Annotated in this window: 22 protein-coding genes and 7 tRNA genes; 21 read left to right on the top strand and 8 right to left on the bottom strand. The window is 42.3% G+C overall.

Going from position 1 to position 21,850, the window contains the following annotated elements; genetic code table 11:
- Window positions 1-53 precede the first annotated feature (53 nt).
- The 9 genes from ychF to IEY40_RS10600 all read left to right on the top strand — a co-directional run bounded on the left by ychF (window position 54) and on the right by IEY40_RS10600 (window position 3,368).
- Entirely contained in the window at window positions 54-1,145 is a 1,092-nt protein-coding gene (gene ychF / locus IEY40_RS10640) for a redox-regulated ATPase YchF (RefSeq protein WP_188955941.1), read from the top strand.
- A 204-nt stretch (window positions 1,146-1,349) separates the two neighbouring features.
- Window positions 1,350-1,426, top strand: a tRNA-Met gene (locus IEY40_RS10635).
- 43 nt (window positions 1,427-1,469) lie between these two features.
- Window positions 1,470-1,554, top strand: a tRNA-Leu gene (locus tag IEY40_RS10630).
- A 45-nt stretch (window positions 1,555-1,599) separates the two neighbouring features.
- Window positions 1,600-1,674, top strand: a tRNA-Gln gene (locus IEY40_RS10625).
- A 24-nt stretch (window positions 1,675-1,698) separates the two neighbouring features.
- Window positions 1,699-1,773 (top strand) — tRNA-Gln (locus IEY40_RS10620).
- 5 nt (window positions 1,774-1,778) lie between these two features.
- Window positions 1,779-1,855 (top strand) — tRNA-Met (locus IEY40_RS10615).
- Between the two features lie 107 nt (window positions 1,856-1,962).
- A tRNA-Leu gene (locus IEY40_RS10610) sits at window positions 1,963-2,047 on the top strand.
- Window positions 2,048-2,091: 44 nt separating this feature from the next.
- Window positions 2,092-2,166 (top strand) — tRNA-Gln (locus IEY40_RS10605).
- A 170-nt stretch (window positions 2,167-2,336) separates the two neighbouring features.
- A complete protein-coding gene (locus tag IEY40_RS10600) occupies window positions 2,337-3,368 on the top strand; it encodes a patatin-like phospholipase family protein (RefSeq protein ID WP_188955939.1) in 1,032 nt (343 codons plus the stop codon).
- Window positions 3,369-3,441: 73 nt separating this feature from the next.
- On the opposite strand, the gene IEY40_RS10595 is transcribed toward IEY40_RS10600, so the two are convergent.
- The 3 genes from IEY40_RS10595 to lolB all read right to left on the bottom strand — a co-directional run bounded on the left by IEY40_RS10595 (window position 3,442) and on the right by lolB (window position 6,005).
- Window positions 3,442-4,389 (bottom strand): ribose-phosphate pyrophosphokinase, encoded by a 948-nt coding sequence (locus tag IEY40_RS10595; RefSeq protein ID WP_011636202.1) that lies wholly within the window; start codon window positions 4,387-4,389, stop codon window positions 3,442-3,444.
- 91 nt (window positions 4,390-4,480) lie between these two features.
- A complete protein-coding gene (gene ispE / locus IEY40_RS10590) occupies window positions 4,481-5,353 on the bottom strand; it encodes a 4-(cytidine 5'-diphospho)-2-C-methyl-D-erythritol kinase (protein WP_188955937.1) in 873 nt (290 codons plus the stop codon).
- Window positions 5,354-5,393: 40 nt separating this feature from the next.
- On the bottom strand, window positions 5,394-6,005 hold the full coding sequence (lolB, locus tag IEY40_RS10585; protein WP_188955935.1) for a lipoprotein insertase outer membrane protein LolB: 612 nt from the start codon (window positions 6,003-6,005) through the stop codon (window positions 5,394-5,396).
- 236 nt (window positions 6,006-6,241) lie between these two features.
- On the opposite strand from lolB, the gene hemA reads away from it, so the two are divergent.
- The 8 genes from hemA to IEY40_RS10545 all read left to right on the top strand — a co-directional run bounded on the left by hemA (window position 6,242) and on the right by IEY40_RS10545 (window position 14,160).
- The gene (gene hemA, locus IEY40_RS10580) at window positions 6,242-7,492 is read left to right on the top strand and encodes a glutamyl-tRNA reductase (protein WP_188955932.1); all 1,251 of its coding nucleotides are present in this window, start codon (window positions 6,242-6,244) and stop codon (window positions 7,490-7,492) included.
- Window positions 7,493-7,506: 14 nt separating this feature from the next.
- Complete coding sequence (gene prfA, locus IEY40_RS10575) at window positions 7,507-8,592, top strand: peptide chain release factor 1 (RefSeq protein ID WP_188955931.1); 1,086 nt, start codon at window positions 7,507-7,509, stop codon at window positions 8,590-8,592.
- Window positions 8,593-8,601: 9 nt separating this feature from the next.
- Window positions 8,602-9,456, top strand: coding sequence for a peptide chain release factor N(5)-glutamine methyltransferase (prmC, locus tag IEY40_RS10570; RefSeq protein ID WP_188955929.1), 855 nt, complete (start codon window positions 8,602-8,604; stop codon window positions 9,454-9,456).
- Window positions 9,457-9,575: 119 nt separating this feature from the next.
- Window positions 9,576-9,971: a SirB2 family protein gene (locus IEY40_RS10565; RefSeq protein ID WP_188955927.1), complete on the top strand. Its 396-nt coding sequence runs from the start codon at window positions 9,576-9,578 to the stop codon at window positions 9,969-9,971.
- Between the two features lie 9 nt (window positions 9,972-9,980).
- Window positions 9,981-10,769: a transglutaminase family protein gene (locus IEY40_RS10560; RefSeq protein ID WP_188955925.1), complete on the top strand. Its 789-nt coding sequence runs from the start codon at window positions 9,981-9,983 to the stop codon at window positions 10,767-10,769.
- Window positions 10,770-10,932: 163 nt separating this feature from the next.
- On the top strand, window positions 10,933-12,180 hold the full coding sequence (locus IEY40_RS10555; RefSeq protein ID WP_188955923.1) for a DUF819 family protein: 1,248 nt from the start codon (window positions 10,933-10,935) through the stop codon (window positions 12,178-12,180).
- 17 nt (window positions 12,181-12,197) lie between these two features.
- Window positions 12,198-13,049, top strand: a complete 852-nt coding sequence (gene kdsA, locus IEY40_RS10550) for a 3-deoxy-8-phosphooctulonate synthase (RefSeq protein ID WP_188955921.1) — start codon at window positions 12,198-12,200, stop codon at window positions 13,047-13,049.
- A 238-nt stretch (window positions 13,050-13,287) separates the two neighbouring features.
- Window positions 13,288-14,160 carry an EamA family transporter gene (locus IEY40_RS10545; protein WP_188955919.1) on the top strand — a complete coding sequence of 291 codons (873 nt, stop codon included), beginning with the start codon at window positions 13,288-13,290 and terminating at the stop codon, window positions 14,158-14,160.
- 54 nt (window positions 14,161-14,214) lie between these two features.
- On the opposite strand, the gene IEY40_RS10540 is transcribed toward IEY40_RS10545, so the two are convergent.
- Window positions 14,215-15,177 carry a ketopantoate reductase family protein gene (locus IEY40_RS10540; RefSeq protein ID WP_188955917.1) on the bottom strand — a complete coding sequence of 321 codons (963 nt, stop codon included), beginning with the start codon at window positions 15,175-15,177 and terminating at the stop codon, window positions 14,215-14,217.
- A gap of 28 nt (window positions 15,178-15,205) precedes the next feature.
- Window positions 15,206-15,562: a VanZ family protein gene (locus IEY40_RS10535; protein WP_188955915.1), complete on the bottom strand. Its 357-nt coding sequence runs from the start codon at window positions 15,560-15,562 to the stop codon at window positions 15,206-15,208.
- A gap of 359 nt (window positions 15,563-15,921) precedes the next feature.
- Between IEY40_RS10535 and IEY40_RS10530 the strand changes: the two genes are divergently transcribed.
- Window positions 15,922-16,407: a YajQ family cyclic di-GMP-binding protein gene (locus IEY40_RS10530; RefSeq protein WP_188955913.1), complete on the top strand. Its 486-nt coding sequence runs from the start codon at window positions 15,922-15,924 to the stop codon at window positions 16,405-16,407.
- A 255-nt stretch (window positions 16,408-16,662) separates the two neighbouring features.
- On the opposite strand, the gene IEY40_RS10525 is transcribed toward IEY40_RS10530, so the two are convergent.
- Window positions 16,663-17,553 (bottom strand): LysR family transcriptional regulator, encoded by an 891-nt coding sequence (locus tag IEY40_RS10525; RefSeq protein WP_188955911.1) that lies wholly within the window; start codon window positions 17,551-17,553, stop codon window positions 16,663-16,665.
- Between the two features lie 136 nt (window positions 17,554-17,689).
- Here IEY40_RS10525 and IEY40_RS10520 point away from each other — a divergent pair, with 136 nt between their 5' ends.
- The gene (locus tag IEY40_RS10520; protein ID WP_188955909.1) at window positions 17,690-18,652 is read left to right on the top strand and encodes a TDT family transporter; all 963 of its coding nucleotides are present in this window, start codon (window positions 17,690-17,692) and stop codon (window positions 18,650-18,652) included.
- Window positions 18,653-18,662: 10 nt separating this feature from the next.
- The gene (gene ybaK / locus IEY40_RS10515) at window positions 18,663-19,130 is read left to right on the top strand and encodes a Cys-tRNA(Pro) deacylase (RefSeq protein WP_188955906.1); all 468 of its coding nucleotides are present in this window, start codon (window positions 18,663-18,665) and stop codon (window positions 19,128-19,130) included.
- Window positions 19,131-19,225: 95 nt separating this feature from the next.
- Here the strand turns inward: ybaK and IEY40_RS10510 are convergent, their stop codons facing one another.
- Window positions 19,226-19,930, bottom strand: coding sequence for a YccT family protein (locus IEY40_RS10510; protein WP_188955903.1), 705 nt, complete (start codon window positions 19,928-19,930; stop codon window positions 19,226-19,228).
- A gap of 44 nt (window positions 19,931-19,974) precedes the next feature.
- Window positions 19,975-20,826: a pseudouridine synthase family protein gene (locus IEY40_RS10505; RefSeq protein ID WP_188955901.1), complete on the bottom strand. Its 852-nt coding sequence runs from the start codon at window positions 20,824-20,826 to the stop codon at window positions 19,975-19,977.
- A 194-nt stretch (window positions 20,827-21,020) separates the two neighbouring features.
- On the opposite strand from IEY40_RS10505, the gene lgt reads away from it, so the two are divergent.
- Window positions 21,021-21,797 (top strand): prolipoprotein diacylglyceryl transferase, encoded by a 777-nt coding sequence (lgt, locus tag IEY40_RS10500; RefSeq protein ID WP_188955899.1) that lies wholly within the window; start codon window positions 21,021-21,023, stop codon window positions 21,795-21,797.
- Window positions 21,798-21,850 lie beyond the last annotated feature (53 nt).

Below are 21,850 nucleotides of genomic sequence, written 5' to 3'. Positions count from 1 at the left end.
TCATTCGACATCATTATCCATTGGGATAATTCTACATATATAAAGGTAAGCATATGGGTTTTAAATGCGGCATTGTTGGTCTGCCAAACGTAGGTAAATCAACGCTGTTTAATGCGTTAACACAAGCGGGTATTGAAGCTGCAAACTTTCCGTTTTGTACTATTGAGCCAAACACTGGTGTGGTACCTGTACCCGATCCACGTCTTGACGCGTTAGCTGCAATTGTTAAGCCGCAACGTGTGTTACCGACATCTATGGAATTTGTCGATATCGCAGGGCTTGTGGCCGGAGCATCGAAAGGTGAAGGTTTAGGTAACAAATTTTTAGCTAACATTCGTGAAACCGATGCGATTGGCCATGTGGTACGTTGTTTTGAAGACCCGAATATCGTTCACGTTGCGAATAAAATTGATCCAGCTGGTGACATCGAAGTCATCAACACTGAACTGGCATTAGCTGACTTAGATGCATGCGAGCGTGCCATTTTCCGTCAAGCCAAACGCGCCAAAGGTGGTGATGGCGATGCTAAGTTTGAAGTGAGCGTGCTTGAAAAAATGCGCCCAGTGTTAGACGAAGGTAAGATGTTGCGTTCGCTTGAATTAACTAAAGAAGAGCTTGCAGCTGTTGCATACCTTAACTTCTTAACGATTAAGCCAACCATGTACATTGCCAACGTAGCAGAAGATGGGTTTGAAAATAACCCTCACCTGGATGTTGTTCGTGCTATTGCGGCGACAGAAAATGCTATCGTTGTGCCAGTATGTGCCGCCATTGAATCAGAGCTTGCAGAGATGGAAGCTGACGACCGTGCAGAATTTATGGCAGATCTTGGTCTAGAAGAGTCTGGTTTAGATCGTGTTATTCGCGCGGGTTATGAATTATTAAATTTACAAACCTATTTTACTGCTGGTGTAAAAGAAGTGCGTGCATGGACTGTGCCTGTTGGCGCTTCTGCTCCGCAAGCGGCTGGTGTAATTCATACCGATTTTGAACGTGGCTTTATTCGCGCTCAAGTGATGGCATATGATGACTTTATCACCTTCAAAGGCGAAGCTGGCGCAAAAGAGGCTGGTAAATTACGAGTAGAAGGTAAAACTTACATTGTTAAAGATGGCGATGTAATGCATTTCTTATTTAACGTATAAGCGTTATTGATATATCAGAAAGGGGCGTAAAGCGAATATCGATGTGTTAATTGGGTTTATTTTGTCGATTCGGCATCCAGTTTGGTGAAGTTATAGCCGAACAAGACGATTTGATGAAAATAGCGAAAAAAACCAGTTGACCTCGATAACCTGAATAAGCATAATACGCCCCGTTCCTCGCCAAGAGGGATTGCAAAAAGTAGTGGCAATATAGCTCAGTTGGTTAGAGCACAGCACTCATAATGCTGGGGTCGCAGGTTCAAATCCCGCTATTGCTACCATTACTTTGCTCATCTTACTCAGGATGTTAAACGAGAGTGTTGTGCGGGAATGGTGAAATTGGTAGACACGCCAGATTTAGGTTCTGGTGCCGCAAGGTGTGAGAGTTCAAGTCTCTCTTCCCGTACCATTTATTAGAAAAGCTGGCTGATGCGGGCGTTTCAAAAAGTTTGATTGGGATATCGCCAAGCGGTAAGGCACTGGGTTTTGATCTCAGCATTCCAAGGTTCGAATCCTTGTATCCCAGCCATTTATAAAGTAAGAAAAAGATTATTGGGATATCGCCAAGCGGTAAGGCACTGGGTTTTGATCTCAGCATTCCAAGGTTCGAATCCTTGTATCCCAGCCATCTTTGGCAATATAGCTCAGTTGGTTAGAGCACAGCACTCATAATGCTGGGGTCGCAGGTTCAAATCCCGCTATTGCTACCATTTTTACTCGGTAGAATAAGGGCTTTATCTAAGTACTTTATTATTGCCAGTAGAAATCAAAGTTTACTCTTAATAAAATTTGAGTATACTCTAAGTTAAAATTTGATGCGGGAATGGTGAAATTGGTAGACACGCCAGATTTAGGTTCTGGTGCCGCAAGGTGTGAGAGTTCAAGTCTCTCTTCCCGTACCATCAAATTTGTAACACCTCTGTTTTAAAATAAATTGCAATACAATTGGGGTATCGCCAAGCGGTAAGGCACCGGGTTTTGATCTCGGCATCCCCAGGTTCGAATCCTGGTACCCCAGCCAAATTCTAAAAAGCCCGTCTTTATGACGGGCTTTTTGCTTTTTGATGTGCATTTTAAAATATTCTATCGATAGCCTTTTCCTATTAACGCGATTGATTCTATCCATTATCTATCCTTGCATCAGTTCTTTAGACTTATCTTATACAGTCAATTAGCAAGCATCAGGTAAATATGAACAACCAAGCAACTACTCCAAATATCCCTATAGAGCTAACATCACAGCCAATGACGGCTTTGATTGCCGAAGGCGGTGGACAACGTGGTATTTTTACCGCAGGGGTATTAGATGCTTGGTTAGATGCTGAATTTGATCCGTTTGATCTGTTTATTGGCACCTCTGCTGGCTCGCAAAATCTCACCAGTTTTTTATCAAGACAAAAAGGCTATGCCAAACGTTTAATCCGAGGGTTATCGCGTCATAAACGTTTTTATCAGCTCGGCCGAGGTCTGGTTGGTGGTCATGTGGTGGATTTAGATTGGTACTTTGATAAGACCACTCAAGGAAGTTTTGCGTTAGACTTTTCGACCGCTGCAAAAACCTTGGGTCAAAGACAGTTATTGATCACCGCAACCAATGCTAGAGATCGTCAAGGGTATTTTTTAAGCCCAAGTAATGATAATAACCATTGGCGTGAACTGTTAAAGGCATCGAGCGCGTTACCGTTTCTTTATAAGCAAGGTGTGAAGTTAACGCCTTGGTTAGCGTCTCATGCTGCAAATCAAAGTGAAGAGTCGGCGTTGCCAATTCAGGAAGACTTCTTTCTCGATGGCGGCTTAGCAGCGCCTTTGCCTGTGCGAGAAGCATATCAACGTGGGGCACGTAAAATTGTGGTTATCCGCACAGTAAATGCTGATTTTCAAGCGCAATCGGCATGGGTGCATAAACTCAAATCTTGGATTTGTGTCTCTGGATATTGCCCTAAAACAATTGATTACTTAGCCCAGCATGAGCAAGCATATCAAGATGAGTTAGCGTTTATTGCTAATCCACCAGAAGATGTGGAGATTATCCAGATTTTCGCCAATGACATTTTACAAAGTAAATTATTGGGCAGCACTGATGCTGGCTTACTTCATGATTATCATACTGGTTTAGCCGCGGGGAAAATGTTTGTGCAACAACAAGAGGGTACTGAATTGACCTTAAGCAAGATGCCAATCCCATCGACCACCTTGGCACCTCAACGGGCTTTATCTGCCTAATTGAGAGGCAAAATGCCCTATAAACAAAAACGCACTCAATTGAGTGCGTTTTGGTGTTAACTAACCAGTTCGATTAGTGGCGGAACATCGCAGAGATTGACTCTTCGTTGCTCACGCGACGGATTGCTTCTGCAAGTACAGCTGACATGGTCAACTGAGTTACTTTAGCGACTTTAAGCATTTCAGGGCTTAAAGGTACCGTGTCGGTTACGATAACTTCATCAATAACTGAGTTAGCAATGTTTTCTGCTGCATTACCCGAAAATACTGGGTGAGTAGCATAAGCAAATACGCGGTTAGCGCCATGCTCTTTTAATGCTTCAGCTGCTTTACATAATGTGCCGCCAGTGTCGATCATGTCATCAACTATGATGCAATCACGGCCTTGAACATCACCAATAATGTGCATGACTTGGGCAACGTTAGCTTGTGGGCGACGCTTATCGATAATCGCAAGGTCTGAATCATCTAATAACTTAGCAACCGCACGAGCGCGAACTACGCCACCAATGTCTGGAGAAACTACCACTGGGTTTTCAAGCTTTTTAGCTAACATGTCTTCAAGTAACACTGGGCTACCGAATACGTTATCAACTGGTACGTCGAAGAAACCTTGAATTTGTTCAGCGTGTAAATCGCAGGTTAATACGCGGTCAACACCAACGCTAGACAAAAAGTCTGCAACTACTTTAGCGGTAATAGGTACACGGGCACTGCGAACACGACGGTCTTGACGAGCATAACCAAAATACGGGATAACGGCAGTAATACGACCAGCAGACGCACGACGAAGTGCATCAACCATAACAATAAGCTCCATGAGGTTATCGTTGGTTGGTGCGCAAGTAGATTGGATGATAAATACATCCGCACCACGTACATTCTCGTTTATTTGAACACTGATTTCACCGTCGCTGAAACGGCCTACAACTGCGTCGCCAAGTTTACAAAATAAACGGTCGGCTATCTTGGCGGCTAGATTTGGGGTAGCGTTACCAGCAAAGAGCTTGATGTCGGGCACTTTATGAACCTCAGGTGTTTGCTTAACTATTAAAGGCTAGATCAATTTTACGTGTTGTCACTCAAAACTGACCCAGAAGAAATATATGTTGTTAGAGTTGCTCAAGTCGCGTTAATAACGGTGACTTATTCATCCCTTTTGCGACAAATCCCTGCATATCAGCCGGTAATTCGGCTAAAGCGTCAAGGGCTTGCTGCGAATGTGTAAATTCCCCGAACACGCATGCACCTGTTCCGGTCATTCTCGACGGCGCATATTCTACCAGCCAGCTTAAGGCATTGGCAACTTGAGGGTACTGCGTTGTGACCAGTTTTTGACAATCATTGGTCCATTTCTGTGTCATTAGGCTGTTTAAATCTAACTTTGGGGTGTTGCGTGGTAAATCAGGATGTTGGAATATATCTTTAGTCGACACGTGTACACTAGGAACAATCACTAAATACCAAAGTTCGTCTGGTTGTACTGTTACAAGCTGTTCTCCAACACCTTCAGCAAACGCGGATAAACCATTAATAAAAACAGGCACATCGGCACCTAAAGCGAGGCCTATTTCTGCTAACTTAGATTGCGAAACATTGGTTCCCCAGAGAGCATTTAATGCAACTAGAGTAGTGGCTGCATCAGATGAACCGCCACCTAAACCACCGCCCATTGGCAATAATTTATTTAACCAAATATGCGCACCACCTTTATATTGTGTGTAACGCTTAAGAGATTTTGCGGCTTTAAGAATTAAGTTATCGCTGTCAGCGACAGAATCACCTAAATTAGAGTGCAATACTAACTCGGCAGATGCGGTGACATGGAAATCGAGATAGTCACAATGATCAACAAATTGAAATAATGTTTGTAACTCATGATAACCGTCAGGGCGTTGACCTGTTATGTGTAAAAATAAGTTAAGTTTTGCTGGGGCAGGCCAACTTTTAGATGCAACTGATTTTAGTGAGCTGGTTGATTTCATATATTCACTACCTTGTTGATAGATCAATTTACCACGTTAATTATTTGGCTTTGACCTGAACCGCTGTCCATTGGTTACTTTGAATTTTGATTTGTACATCGTCACGCTCAATCTTTAACAGCTTAGGTACAAGTGCACCGCTTTGCTGTTGCCAGCTCATGAACGTTACATGCCAATCTGATTGTGAGTCTTGGCTTATCAACTGCTTAATGGTGCCGTCCGGATTATAGCTAACAATATTATCATTGCTGCCTGTTTGTCCTGTGATCCACAGCGGTAAGCTGTCTAATGGAATTGACCAACCACTAATACCCGTTAATAAGTCTTGGGCACTGCGGTCATGATAGGTTTTTCCGTCAACTTCTAATGTCGCCATGCCTTGGTTCGTTGTCAGTGTTAACACTGTTGTACCCAATACTGTAGTAAGACGTAGATCATTAGCGGCCGGCTGATGCAACCAATAAAGGTTGGTGCTGAATTTGTCATCTGCAGTTTTAACGGCAATTTTACCTTGAAGCTCCCATGCTTTTGCTTGCGAGGCCTGGCTGACGTCTATTGGGGTAAATTGCTCGGACGGCGTAATAGTACAGCCAGTTAATAATAACAGAGCGAAGATGATAGAAGTATGAAACGCTGATACTGATAAACGCAATGGCTTGCCTAACAGTTGCTGAAGATAGGCTTATGATACTGGGCTTAGGCTATGATGTAAAAATGCTTTTCCAAAATTAATGTGATTTTAATCTAACGTATAAGACAATGACCTTATATCTAAGAAATAAAAAATTAAACATTTATTCGGTTTTGTTAAGCCAATTGTGTTTTTAGTTGGTTCAATTCAGTAGAATAGCCTAATTAACGTCACCGAAAAGAACTTGATACAGTCAAATGAGCCTAGTAGCAATCGGGATAAACCATAAAACCGCCACGGTAGATTTGCGAGAAAAAGTCGCTTTCTCTCCAGACCGCATTCATGACGCCATGAAAAGCTTGGCGAGTCGCACTCGTACGGGTGAGGCTGTGATTGTGTCTACCTGTAATCGCACTGAACTGTACTGTAATAATGCGGATAAAAACGACATTATTGAATGGTTAGAAGACTATCATCAGCTTAATCATGAAGAGCTAATGCCGTGTATTTATGCCTACGAAGAGCAAGTTGCCGTCAAGCATCTAATGCGCGTAGCATCGGGATTAGATTCTTTAGTATTAGGCGAACCACAGATTTTAGGTCAAGTTAAGCAAGCTTTTGTTAAAGCCAAGGAAGCGGGCACAACCGCCGCGACCATTGATCGCTTGTTTCAAAATACCTTCTCAGTCGCCAAAAAAGTGCGTACCGACACCGAAATCGGATCTGCTGCTGTGTCGGTAGCATTTGCTGCTGTGAGCATGGCAAAGCATATTTTCTCATCGCTGAGTACCACCAAAGTATTGTTAATTGGTGCTGGTGAGACTATCGAATTGGTCGCCAAGCATTTAAAAGACAATGGCGTTGCTTCAATGGTTGTGGCAAATCGCACAATTGAGCGCGCACAAGCTATGTGCGAAGAGTTCAATGCCACTGCAATTACTTTGCAACAAATACCAGACTTTCTCGCTAAAGCCGATATCGTGATATCCTCTACCGCAAGTCCTTTACCTATTTTAGGTAAGGGAATGGTCGAAAAAGCATTAAAACAGCGTCGTCATCAACCGATGTTGTTAGTTGATATTGCAGTTCCGAGAGATATTGAAGCAGAAGTCGGTGAGTTAGACGACGCATTCCTTTATACTGTCGACGATCTGCATAGCATTATTGAACAAAACATGGCTTCACGTAAGGAAGCCGCCGAGCAAGCAGAATTAATTACTGAAGATCAATCGCACTTATTTATGGAGTGGATCCGGTCTTTAGAGTCAGTCGACAGTATTCGCGAATATCGCAGTCAGAGCTTAGCGATTAAAGATGAGTTAGTTGAGCGAGCCTTGAACAAATTGTCTCAAGGTGGTGATAGTGAAAAAGTGATAATCGAGTTAGCCAATAGGCTAACCAATCGCTTAATTCATTCCCCAACACAATCGCTTACCTCAGCCAGTCGTCAAGGTGATTTGAATACAGTTGGCCTATTAAGAACTGCGCTTGGTTTAGATAAAAACTAAGGTTAGCGAGCTAAATGAAAGAATCGGTTATCCGCAAGCTGGAAGGCTTGCTTGAGCGTAATGAAGAAGTATTGGCATTACTAAGTGATGCAAGCGTGATTGCGGATCAAGACCGCTTCCGTGGCCTTTCAAAAGAATACTCACAACTCGAAGATGTTGTGAGTAGCTTTAAGGCATTTCAACAAGCACAAAAAGATTTTGAATACGCCAAAGAAATGCTAGAAGAAGACGATGCTGACATGCGCGAAATGGCGCAAGACGAGTACAAGTCATCTAAGCAAATACTTGAAAAACTTGAAGATGAATTACAAGTATTATTACTTCCTACCGATCCTAACGATGACACCAACGCGTTTCTTGAAATTCGTGCTGGAGCAGGTGGTGATGAAGCAGCTATTTTTGCTGGCGACTTATACCGTATGTATTCACGTTTTTGTGAAGCAAATCGCTGGCAAATGGAAGTCATGAACCTCAACGAAGGTGAGCATGGCGGCTTTAAAGAAATTATTGTTAAAGTGAGCGGTGACGGTGCCTACGGCAAATTAAAGTTTGAGTCTGGCGGACACCGAGTTCAGCGTGTTCCTGAAACTGAATCACAAGGCCGTGTACACACATCAGCGTGCACTGTAGTTGTGTTACACGAAGTGCCAGAAGCTGAAGCGATTTCAATTAATCCTGCCGATCTTAAAGTCGATACTTTCCGTGCATCAGGCGCGGGTGGTCAGCACGTAAACAAAACTGACTCAGCGATTCGTATCACTCATATTCCATCAGGCATTATTGTTGAATGTCAGGATCAACGCTCTCAGCACAAAAACCGTGCCCAAGCGATGAGTGTATTGGCTGCGCGTATTCAAGCGGTTGAAGATGAGAAGCGTCGTAGTGCTGAAGAAACAACACGTCGTAGTCTTGTTGCCAGTGGTGATCGTTCAGAGCGTATCAGAACGTATAACTACCCTCAAGGTCGTGTAAGCGATCACCGTATTAACTTAACTTTATATCGCTTAAACGAAGTGATGGAAGGTGACTTAAACGCGTTACTAGACCCTATTATGCAAGAACATCAAGCTGACATGCTTGCCGCTCTCGCCGACGATTAAGGAGTGAACTTGCCTCAGTCTTCGTATTCAACTATCGCTGAAGCTCTGCAATGGGCTTATTCACAATTAGCCGCAACCTCAGAATCTGCACACGTAGATGCTGAGGTGTTGTTATTGCATTGTTTGAATAAAAATCGTAGTTTTTTATATACTTGGCCTGAAAGGCAACTCACTAGCGAACAGTTTAAAGCGTTTAGCCTTATGGTGGCAAAACGCCAAAGTGGTTCGCCTGTAGCGCACATTATTGGCGAGCGTGAGTTTTGGTCATTACCTTTTATCGTGAACGACTCAACACTCATCCCTAGACCCGACACTGAAATTTTAGTCGAAACCGCGCTGAATTTATCATTGCGACATAACGCTAAGGTATTGGACTTAGGAACAGGGACTGGCGCTATAGCATTATCTTTAGCGTCAGAAAGGCCGAAATGGCGTATTACCGCCATCGACAATGTGCCTGGTGCTGTCGAATTAGCCAAAGCTAACCGGGCTAATTTGAACTTACCTGACGTTGAGATAATTCAATCTAATTGGTTTTCATCTGTTGAACATCGCGACTTTGACTTAATTGTGTCAAATCCGCCGTACATTGATGAAACCGATGAGCACCTCAACATGGGTGACGTTCGTTTTGAACCACAAAGTGCGCTCACTGCAGCCGATGAAGGTTATGCTGATTTATTCCACATCGCCGATATCGCGCGCTCGCACTTATTAACTGGTGGTTACTTATTGCTTGAGCATGGTTATGAACAAGCAATCAAAGTACGTGAAAAACTCATCGAGTTAGGCTATCAAAACGTAGCAACCGTCCGCGATTTTGGTAGTAACGATCGTTGTACCTTAGGCCTATGGGTCGATTAATTATCAACACTTGCGGCTAAATATCCCTAAACTCCCTTAGCACGTATGCCATTGGCATACGTTAGGCTGTTCGAGTACACTAGCCGCGATTTTATTTATTATCTTAAGAGACTTTAGTAATGGAAACATTTTACAGTTTATATCCAGCGGTAAAACACTCTCACATGCTGCTAGTCGCATTAAGTGTCACCTTCTTTATTGTGCGTTTTGTGCTGAACTTACGCCAATCTCCTATTATGGAGAAAAAGTTTGTCAAAGTGGCACCACATGTTATTGATACATTTTTACTACTGTCTGGTTTTACGCTTTGCTTTATGATCAAGCAGTATCCGTTTGTGGACCCGTGGATGACCGAAAAGATCATCTGTGTTGTTGCTTACATTGCATTAGGGATTATGGCGCTCAAATCTAACCGTAATAAGCTGTTTAAGTTTTTTGCTTTTATCGGTGCGATCGGTTGGGTAGTACTAGCGGCCAAGCTGGCTCATTTTAAACAAGTCGTATTCGTGGGTTAATTGGTTTTAATGGCAAAATATCTCCTAAACGATGCAGTTTCGATCCCTGAAACTGCATTTGAGCTTTCTGAACACCTTGGATTTTCAGTATCAAAACCTGCTATGTGGGCTTGGTATGAAATGTCTGGGGCGGTGCTCAGCCATTATGTGGTTGATCAACAAACCCGTTTGCAAGGTTTGTTTAATTGGTTTTACAAAGACTTAGGTTTTTGTGCCCGCGATAATTACTTTAGTGTTGAAGCTGCTGATTTAAGCTACTGTGTGTTAAAGCGACAGGGTAATAGTACGACCTTATCGATATTATTAATTCTATTGGCCAAACAACTTGATTTGAAACTTGAGGCGATATTACTTCCAGGTAATACCGTATTAAAAAGCCAGGTGTGTGATGTGATTAAATATCACGATCCATTAACCGGTAGAGAGCTAGACCGTCATCAGTTGCACGCTTTAGTGCGTGGTGAAATGGGCAATGCTGCGAAATTAAAACCTAGTCATTTAAAGCCTGCTACCTTAAAACGCTTAATTAGTCGCATGTTACATGAGCTAAAAGCAGGTTGTATTGTTAATCAAAAATTTGAGTCGGCTATGGAGTGTTGTAATTTGTTATTACAATGGCACCCAGATGATGTGCACTTAAACCGCGAAAGGGCTTTTATTGCCCAGCAGTTGGGATGCATTAAAGTGGCCATTTCTGACTTACAACATTTTATTGATTTAAGCCCGCACGATCCGGTGACCGAACTCGTTAAGATTCAATTAAAAGAGTTGAGCCAACATACACAGGTTTACCATTAAGTGAGACGATTTGCTAAGCGCTGTTTTATTAAGTAAAGCAGCGCAATATAATAATAGGCTGTAAAAGCCAGTTTAAATCAACGTAAAAAAGTCACCGAAAATGACTTAACGTAATAACAACTATAACTATTATAAACATTGCTTTTGCAAGGGAGAATACTGCATGACCACGTCAGCTATGGTGAGCAATGATGCCACCGCACTGGGTTTACTCGCCGTTATTTTAGGTTTTGTGTTTTATACCAGTTCATCGACACATCCATTTTGGCAAAAATTTTACAAGTACATCCCCGCGTTATTACTGTGCTATTTCTTACCTTCCTTGCTTAATACCTTTGGTGTGGTCGACGGCCATACATCACAATTATATTTTGTCGCCTCGCGTTATTTATTGCCTGCATGTTTGGTTTTGTTGATTTTAAGTGTCGATTTAAAAGCAATTTTAGGGCTTGGACCTAAAGCGGTGATCATGTTTTTAACCGGTACGCTTGGTATTGTTATCGGAGGCCCAATTGCCTTATTACTGGTGTCGATGATTGACCCAAGCTTAATTGGAAACAATGGTCCAGATGCTGTTTGGCGTGGTATGACGACGTTGGCAGGTAGCTGGATTGGTGGTGGTGCAAACCAAGCTGCCATGAAAGAAATTTATGAAGTGGGCGGCGAGATTTTCTCTGTTATGGTGACGGTTGACGTGATTGTGGCCAACATTTGGATGGCCGTATTGTTGTTTATGGCCTCAAAAGCGAAAGAGATAGATGCTAGAACCGGTGCCGACACGACAGCAATTGAAGCGTTAAAAGAAAAAGTAGAAAAATACCACGCTGAAAACTCACGTATTCCCTCACTGCGCGACATTATGATGATTGTTGCTGTCGGTTTTGGGGTAACGGGTTTTGCCCATTTTGCAGCTGACTTTTTAGGACCATTTTTTGAAGCGAATTACCCATGGACAGAAGATTATAGCTTAACGTCTAAGTTCTTCTGGTTAGTGGTTATTGTGACTACGGTTGGTTTAGGTCTTTCATTTAGTCCAGTGCGTCACCTAGAAGCAGCAGGTGCGTCTAAGATAGCTTCTGCGTTTTTATATATTTTAGTGGCAACGATTGGCTTGCATATGGATGTGTCTAAAATAATGGATACACCGATTTACTTCCTTGTCGGTATCGTGTGGATGTTAGTACACGCAAGCTTGATGTTGCTAGTGGCTAAACTCATTAAAGCGCCATTGTTTTATATGGCAGTGGGTAGCCAGGCTAACGTTGGCGGCGCGGCTTCTGCACCCGTCGTGGCCGCAGCATTCCACCCCGCACTTGCACCAGTTGGGGTATTGTTAGCGGTATTTGGTTATGCATTAGGTACCTACATGGCATGGCTGTGTGGTCAGTTATTACAAGTTGTCGCAGGTTAATGCGCAAAGAGGTTCAAATGGATCAAAAAACTATTCAGTTAGCTAACGACATTAAAGTGGCGAATGACAAGCCATTTGTATTATTCGGCGGTATGAACGTACTTGAGTCGCGAGACTTAGCTATGTCAATTGCAGAGCACTATGTTGAAGTGACCCAAAAATTGGGGATCCCATATGTGTTTAAGGCATCATTTGATAAAGCCAACCGTTCATCGGTTAATTCATACCGAGGGCCTGGTATGGAAGAAGGCTTACGTATTTTTGAAGAAATTAAATCAACCTTCAACGTGCCATTAATCACCGACGTGCATGAAGTGCATCAATGCGCGCCAGTTGCAGAAGTGGTCGATATTATTCAGCTACCTGCGTTTTTAGCTCGTCAAACTGATTTAGTTGTGGCGATGGCTAAAACGGGCGCGGTTATCAATGTGAAAAAACCACAATTTCTAGCGCCACACGAAATGCGTCATATCATTACCAAATTTAATGAAGCTGGTAACGACAACATTATTTTATGTGAACGTGGCAGCAGCTTTGGTTATAACAACCTCGTGGTAGACATGCTAGGTATGGACGAAATGAAGCAAACCGGTTATCCGGTAATCTTTGATGCGACTCATGCTCTACAGCGCCCAGGTGGAAGAGCCGATTCTGCTGGTGGCCGTCGTGCACAAGCAACTGAACTTGCACGCAGCGGTATGGCGTTAGGCTTAGCAGGCTTATTTATTGAAGCGCATCCAGATCCAGATAATGCGAAATGTGATGGTCCATGTGCACTGCCACTGCATTTGTTAGAAAAGTATCTTACCCAGATGAAAGCAGTCGATGAGTTGGTTAAATCATTTGAGTTTATTGATACCAGCAAATAAGACGCAAAGACTGACAATGAATGGATTCTATTGAATAATAACCGTTAATTGATAAACACCAATTGTCACATATTAACTTGAGTGTGCATTAAAACGATTGATTACTGTGTAAGTTGATTATTAATCAACTTACACAGTAATGTGTGTCATTTCATTGTGGTAAACAGTAATCTAGTTGCCCCTTGTATAAGCCCTGACTTTTTACAAAGTGAGGGCTTTTGTATTTCTGGATATCACGATGTGGATTTTATTTACCTTCCTTGCGGCATTTATGCAGGCATGGCGCAATGCCTTTCAAAGTAAGCTGAGTAAAGAGGTTAGCGTTGCTGGAGTAACGTTAGCTAGATTCATTTGGGCAGGACCTATAGCCGCAGTGTATTTGTATTGTCTGCATCAGTATCAACCGGTTTCATTGCCGCAATTTAATGCCGATTTTTGGGGATTTGTCCTCGGTGCTTCTTCAATGCAGATATTGGCCACCGGCTTAATGGTTAAACTGTTTAAAATGCAAAACTTTGCCATAGGTGCTGGGTTGGCAAAGAGCGAAGCGCTAGTCGCCGCGATCCTTGGAGTGTTTTTCTTCGGTACCCAATTGTCACTTCTTGGTTGGACTGGTGTTGTTGTGGGCGGCATTGCGATTATGTTGCTCAGTAGCAAACAAGGTTTTAAACAGCTATCCCTTAAAACAGTCTTGCTAGGCTTAGCCTGTGGCAGTGCGTTTGCCTTAACATCCCTTTGGGTGCGCGAAGCTAGTTTAACTCTGCAAGGGCCGTTTACTCATCGTGCTGCATGGGTTTTGTTGTGGGTTATTAGTATTCAAACTATTGTGCTGATTGTTTATTTACTGGCAAAAGATAAACGAACACTGACCGCGCTTTGGCAAAGGCCAACTCTTACGTTATCGATCAGTGTCACCAGCTGTATTGGCTCAATTGGTTGGTTTAGTGCTATGTCGTTACAAGCTGTACCCTATGTTAAAACCCTTGGGCAAGTCGAAGTTTTTTTCACGCTAATTATTGCGACATTTTGGCTTAAAGATAAAGTGAAAATAAATGATGTCGCTGGCCTAGTCCTCATTGCAATCGCTGCTATTTTGGTGATGTGGAGTTAATTGCGACACCAGATAAATGACTATAAACCAGACTTGTTAGTATGGGGATGACAATCAAGACAGGCTGAGTTGTAAAACTTGCTCGAGTAGATGTTGATTATGCGGTACTGCTAATCTGTGCAGTTGAGCTTGCTGGCAAATATACCCATTAATGAAGTTTATTTCAGTTGCTCGATGATGAGCTACATCTTGATACATAGATGAGTAGTTAGCCGCTGTTAGCTTAATCACCTGATACACTCTTGCGCTTAAGAGTGCTCTATCTAACACAATACCATCCCATTTAGCGACGTGTACTAACTCTTCAATAATTGCAGCAATTTGGTGTTGATATTCATCATTAGCTAATTGGCCATTGGCACAATGATGCAACGCCGTTAACGGGTTAATCACCGCATTAATTGCCAGCTTTTGCCACAATATTGTTAATACGGGTTGATGCCATTCAACAGCTTGATTGCCGCAGTGTAATTCATCAATACGTTCTTTTAGTTTCGCGCTTAACTCGCTACCATAATAATAACCAAGCTGAGTAACGCCAAATCCAGTGTGCTTAATGTGCCACTGGCTGTTTTTTAATGCTGCCTGTGATGTTGTGCCCAGCGTTAAGCCTTGGTTTGGATATTGCGCTAGCGCCTCAGAAACCACTAAATGTGGTCCTAAGCCATTGTGTAATAATACAATATGGCATTGTGGTGATAATTTGCTAAGCAGTGGAAGTAGGGCGGTTGCAACTTGATATGCTTTAACGCACACCAGTAATAAATGAACCTCAGCAAGACGTGTATCATTTGTGCCTAATATCAAAGCATCGGTGCTATAAGTGTACCCGCTATGATCGGTAAACTGTAATTGTTGTTGCTTAGACTGCGGTTGGCGACTTATTAGCGCTATGTCGTTACTTGGCTGTTTACTGTTTGTATGGCAAAGCTGGTGATACATTAATTGCCCAATTGCGCCTGCGCCCAGTATGGCGATATTGGGCGAGCAGGATGGTGTTTTTAATGTATTTGCCATCGGTATAAGGCCTAATTGTGATGCGTTTTTAAGGCTTACTTCTTAATTTACGATACTGTAATATCGAAAAGTTAAGTAGATAAAATAAAGCAATCCCAGCAAAGTCGGCGGCAACATCGGCAGTAGATGCACTGCGATAAGGTAAGCGAGATTGCACAAGCTCAATCAAAATCGCGTAGCTGCCTAATGCGGCGCATAAATAATACCACTTTGGTTTGAAGGCATAATGTGCAAGATACGATAGCGCGAAAAAGCTGCCTAAGTGGCCCACTTTATCCATATGAGAAAAGGTTTGTGGGTAGTTCGGTTTAGAGAAAACTAAATAGCTGGTCACAAGTACGGCGACAACTAACGCAAGTTTAAACATGTTTTTGTAAGTGATCACGAGCGTTACATCAGCCTTGTGAAACGAGAATATGCTTAATAATAAGAAACCTGTTTGATATTGTCACGAATAAACCACTAAGCTCGTTCATAATTGTTCAATTACCGTGTTTTTCAGTCTTAAGAATGGCTATCTGATATTGATAAAAACCAATGGTAATGGGTATTGATGATAGTTTTGTGGCAAAAACACTCACTTAGTTATTTTTTGTTAATCAAGCAAATCTTTGCCACAGTTTTGTAATCGTAAACCGGTTAGATTTGCACTTTACTATCCCGTTAAATCTACCTAGTGTAAAATAAACTAAATCATGAGCGTTTGGGTGAATAACCCGAAAAAGTATCGAAGAGGAATGTAACATGCCATCTATGGATGTAATATCAGAAATTGATGAAGAAGAACTACGTAACGCGGTAGAGAACTCCCGTCGTGAAGTATCTAGCCGATTTGATTTACGTGGCAAAGAAATTGAAATTGATTTAAAAGATAATGTTGTCACTTTAAAAGCAGAAGATGACTTTATTTGTAAGCAGTTAGTCGACATATTGCGCATGCAGCTCAGTAAACGTAATGTTGATCCATCTGCAATGGAAGTTGACGACAAGGCAATACACAGTGGTAAAACCTTCAGTTTAAAAGTTAACTTCAAGCAAGGTATTGATACATTAGTCGCTAAAAAACTGGTTAAAGCGATTAAAGACAGCAAACTTAAAGTGCAGTCTGCTATTCAAGGCGAAAAAGTACGAGTAACCGGTAAAAAGCGTGATGATTTACAAGCCGTAATGAGATTGGCCAAAGAGTCTGAGTTAGGCCAGCCGTTTCAGTTTGATAATTTTAAAGATTAACCCTAAAGCGACTCATGCAATAGCGTTAAATGCGCAAAAGCCGAATAGAGAAGTCTTTTCGGCTTTTGCATTTTTAGCGTATAGACTATGGCACTAAATTCGTGGCGCTTCGTTCACATCAGACCAAGAGGAGCCAACTGCTGTTCACCCCTCATTTTTATCAAAGAATTGGCCAACTGTCTCATCAAAATTATCTGCTTTGATTCAAATAATAAAAGCGATATTTTTGCGACGAAGACCAAACAAATACCCTCTTTATGTATTATCCCATTGATGGCAAAAAGCGATAAAGGTTTTTAGCAAAGGGCTATGGTATTTGTCTTTGTGCATCACCAACCACAGTGATCGTTGTGGGGCAAAATGACCTAAGTCTAATCGTGTAACCCGTCCATCTTTTAGCGCATATTGAGCGGCCAGTGTGGATAAGCAGCCCAAACCAATACCTGCCGCCACACTGTTAATTAACGCTTCTGTGGTGTTTAGCTCAAATACTTCGTGCCAAGTTTCAATATGTGGTGCAACTGTGCGCAAAAAGAATTCTCGAGAGCCAGAGCCAGCTTCGCGTAATACCCAGTTGCTCGGTGATAAGTCGGTAATATCAAGCTTATTCATCTTGCTAAAAGAGTGAGTAGGCGCAGCAATAATGCACATGTCATCATGACTAAAGGGTGTTGAGATAAGGTCGGGGTGGGGCGTATTGCCTTCAATTAAACCTATATCTAACTCGTAGTCATGCAGCTTTTGACAAATAAGCCGCGAATTAGAAATAACTACACTTTGAGCAAAATGTTGATGCTGTTGCCTAAACTGGCTCAGCAACCCCGGAACCACATGATTACCGACAGTATCGCTGGCACCAATTTTTAATTGACCTGCAAAAGCGTGGTCTGCATCAAACAATCGGCTGATGTTATTTGCTCTACTAAGCAGCTCGTCTGCTAGCGGTAATAACTTATGACCTTCTTGATTGAGAATTAATCGGTTATTTACCCGGTCAAATAGAGGATGGCCTAGCTGTTTTTCTAATTCTGCGAGCGCCATACTCACAGCTGCCTTAGACAAATACAAAGCCTCTGCTGCGGCCGTTAAGGTGTTGTGCTGGGTGATGCAACTAAACACATTAAGTTGTTTCAGTGAGATATTCATAATAGTGACTTAAGTTAATGATGAGTGAGATGTGCGTTTAGTTTTTATGAACGTATGTTTTATATAATTGGATATATGTAAACAAAGTGCAAGCGTAATATGACTGCATGACTCGAATAGAGCTGCTGAGGTTGTCATGGTAAACAGAGTAAAACAAAAAGTTGGTGGTGTGCCTACGCCAATGGCAGGATTAGCATTAGGCATAGCCAGTTTAGGTTGGAGTTGGGAAAACGCTGTTGATTTACAGCATTATGGTCAGTGGATTAGTGCCGCCATTGCCAGTGTACTTTTATTAATATTAACCAGTAAGTTTGTATTGCATCATAATCTGCTGCGCCAAGATATTGCCCATCCGGTTGTCGGCAGTGTGGTACCCACTTTTGCTATGACATTGATGGTGGTCTCTAATTCGCTAGGTTACTTTTCTGCGTTCGCCGGTGATTTATTGTGGTGCTTTGCGGTCATACTGCACATCAGCTTTTTAGTCGGGTTTATTTATCATCGCAGCAAGCAGTTTAGCTTATCTCAAATGGTGCCTAGCTGGTTTATTCCGCCGATTGGTATTGTGGTCGCGGATGTGTCTTTTTCTGGTAATGAACATTTATTGTGGGCGGCCAATATTGCGTTGATTTTTGGTATGCTCAGCTATGCTGTTATGTTGCCTATGATGATTTATCGACTTATTTTTACTGAACAAATCCCCGATGCTGCTAAGCCAACTTTGGCCATTTTAGCCGCTCCTGCAAGCTTATCGTTAGCAGGCTACTTAACCATTAGTTCACAGCCCTCACCAGTGATTATTGGTTTGTTATTTGGCATTGGGATATTAATGACAAGTATTATTTACTTAGCATTTTTTAATTTGATGCGTTTACCTTTTAGCCCAGGCTATGCAGCATTTACTTTCCCTATGGTGATTGGGGCTACGGCGTTATTTAAAGTGGCGGCTTGGATGCAAAGCATGGATTTCGGCGCTGAATATATTGCTCAGGTGCGAGGTTTAGCTGAGTTTGAATTAGTTGTTGCGACTGTGGTTGTCAGCTATGTTTGTGTACGTTATTTACACTTTTATCAGCCCAGAAAATTAGTATCAGCATAAGTGAGCGGTGATGACTCCTGCAATTGATATAGCCAAAAAGCACAAAATTGATTTTAAGGTGCACGAGTATCAACATGATGCCAGCAGTGAGTCTTATGGCTTAGAAGCTGCGCAAAAATTAGCGTTGCCTGCCGAGCAAGTATTTAAAACCTTGGTCGTGAGCCTTGATAATCAAAAATTGGCAGTGGCTGTTGTACCAGTATCATCGATGTTAAGCATGAAGTTGATGGCTAAAGCCGTTGGAGCCAAAAAAGCCTATATGGCAGAGGCATCAGCGGTTGAGCGTTCCAGCGGTTATGTGCTTGGCGGCGTCAGTCCGTTAGGGCAAAAAAGACGCTTGCCTACTGTTATTGACGTTTCGGCGCAACAGTTTGACCAAATCTATGTGAGTGCCGGTAAAAGAGGCCTCGATATTTCGCTTAAGCCTGATGATTTGCAACGCTTACTCAATGCAAATTTTGCAGAGATTTGCGCCTAGCACAAAAGCCGAAGGCCACAGCTGTTTTATCGAGATTCAATTGGTTAACGCTACTTTCAACTTTCGTTTACTTCTAATGTGAGCGTGACTCCCTCCTATTGATTTATCCTGGCTTTAAAGTCTGCTTGAGTTTGCGGGCTGGCTTTTTGGTACCAATAATCAAGCATGGTAGATACTTCAACTTGGTTTGGCTGTTGAGTATTGTCTATCATTGTTGGATGCATATTTTCTGCTTGAGCATACTCCGATTGTGCTTTTAGAGGAGGGGCTGTTGATGCTGGAGCTGTTGCCACTGCCGCTTCAGGTGCAATAACATTTACTTTAGTCCATCTAGCTGGGTTGGCGGAGGTATTGTATTTAGCGATTTCTTGTTCAAAATCGCGCCCAAGTTGTAAGCCTTTTTTCATTAGCTTGTCTTGTGTGAATGCAACCGCATTACCTGCCTGGTCGGTTAATGTCAGTTTGGGTGAGTCATTAAACTGTTGGGCACTGCTTTGTGAACGAATGCTAGGTAGTGATAGCTGGTAGGTTTGCTCGACCGCGGCAAAACGCAAAATAATCACATCTGAACTGAAACTATGCTGGCTGCCCTGGTCTCTAAAACGGGCTTGATAGCGAAAGGCGATTTGTTGTAAACCCTGCGGGGTAGAGATGTCTAACGCAACCTGTTGCTGTTCAATGGCAATACCATTGACTAATACCGTATTGGCATTGTCGGGTAACAGTAAACTGGCTGCGACACTGTTTTGGCTGAGTATTAATGCGCTTAAACTGAGCGCGAATCGAATGAATAAACGCATGAGTGTGTCCTAATAATCTTTTGATGCAGTATTTAATCTTGCTATCACGGCAGTTTTTCAGCAAATTTAGGTCGATAGTCCTCAGGTAATTCAAAGGTTTTTTGTTTGCCGCTTAACGGACAAATAAAGCTGAAATAGCATGAGGTTAATTTAAGATCTGGCGCAGTATCCTCTGCAACGCCATGTAATCGGTCGCCAACTACCGGATGACCTAAACTGGCCATATGAATGCGAATTTGATGCTTACGACCGGTATCAATTTTGACTTGCACTTTAGATTGATTCAATGCCGAATTGTAAGTAATTAACGTGGCATGAGACAGCGCAGGCTTGTTGTCGACCAATGTGTCAATTTGCACTGTTTCACTTGAAAATTTGCCGTGTACAATCACCTCGTAGTGTTTGTCTAATGTGCGAGTTTCAAATAGTTTAGCAATAGCTGCAGTGGCCTTTTTACTGTGGCCGAGGATTAATAATCCTGTTGCTGCGCGGTCGAGCCGATGAATAATAAATGCATTTCGTTGTGGCTGCATATTTAACTCGGCAAAACGATTCATGGTAGTGTGATCGCTCCACTTTGAGCCCTGACAACGCATACCGTAAGGTTTGTACCATACACTATAGTCTGCCTCATCAAACAACAACTCTGCAGGTGCCACATGTTCATTCAGAATATGTTGATTGTAATAAAGGTGAAGTTTATCTCCGGGCAGTAAGGGCTTTTTCGCACGCCTAATACGATTGGTTTGTTTACCATGAGAATGCCAAATTGCGCCTTTTTGCATGGCATCTTTTAATACTTGTTTACCTAAACCACTTGCTTGTGCCAGCAGATTAATTGCATCAGTACTGTGCTCAAGCACATCAATATGGTATTCGGCTTTATTGGCTATCATTTAGGTTAACTCTAACAATGCGATGTATCTGTAATCATTAAGAGTAAATGTTACCTTATTTAGTCGTCCAATGTTAATTAACCTGCTTTGAGGTCGATGAAACTTTCTTTTAGATGAAGTATCTCTGTATCATCTGTCGTAAAGTTGTTTTAGCATAATGCGATAAAACATAGCATTAATTTGGAGTAGTTAACTTGGAACACATCGTCTGGGATTTTAACCCTATCTTAGTCTCTTTTATGGGCTTAACCGTACATTGGTATGGTGCACTTTTTGCTTTAGCGATTGCCACAGGTTTTCAAGTATTAAAGCACATGTTTAAGAAGGAAGGATTAGATGTTGAGTCTCTTGATAACTTTCTAGTTTATTGTGTTGTGGGCATTATTGTCGGCGCGCGTCTAGCCCACTGTATTTTTTATGATCCCGCTTACTACTTTGCTAATCCACTGAAAATATTGGCTATATGGGAAGGTGGTTTAGCCAGTCATGGCGGTGGTTTGGGTGCTATTTTGGCGTTGTATTATTACCAACGTCAGGTGAAGTTGCCGTTTTTGTTTTTGCTTGATCGCTTAGCTATTTCTACGGCAATCTTTGGCTTCTTTGTACGCATGGCCAACTTTGCTAACTCAGAGATTTTAGGTGAGCCCACCACGCAGCCTTGGGGGATTATTTTTAAACGAATTGATATGCTCCCGCGCCACCCTGCACAGTTGTATGAGTCACTAGCGTATTTATTGATTTTCATTGGCTTATACGCCATTTATAAATACACCAACATGAAACAAAAACACGGTGCGATTTTTGGGGTATTTTTAGTCGCGGTATTTAGTGCTCGTATTGCGATTGAAAGCGTCAAAGTTAGTCAAGCCGCTTACCATGAGTCTATGCTCAGTGCAGGGCAATGGTTAAGTTTGCCATTTTTACTTACTGGTATTGTGTTGCTGATTATGGCTTACCGTAAACGAGGCTGATCAATAATTGAACCAGGAGCAACGTCCTATTGCAGTGGCAATAGGACGTTTTT

Origin of the sequence: Shewanella ulleungensis (assembly GCF_014648315.1) — a bacterium.
Lineage (GTDB): Bacteria > Pseudomonadota > Gammaproteobacteria > Enterobacterales > Shewanellaceae > Shewanella > Shewanella ulleungensis.
Note: the sequence above shows the minus strand (reverse complement) of the source record. Positions and strands in the feature narration are given on the sequence as shown.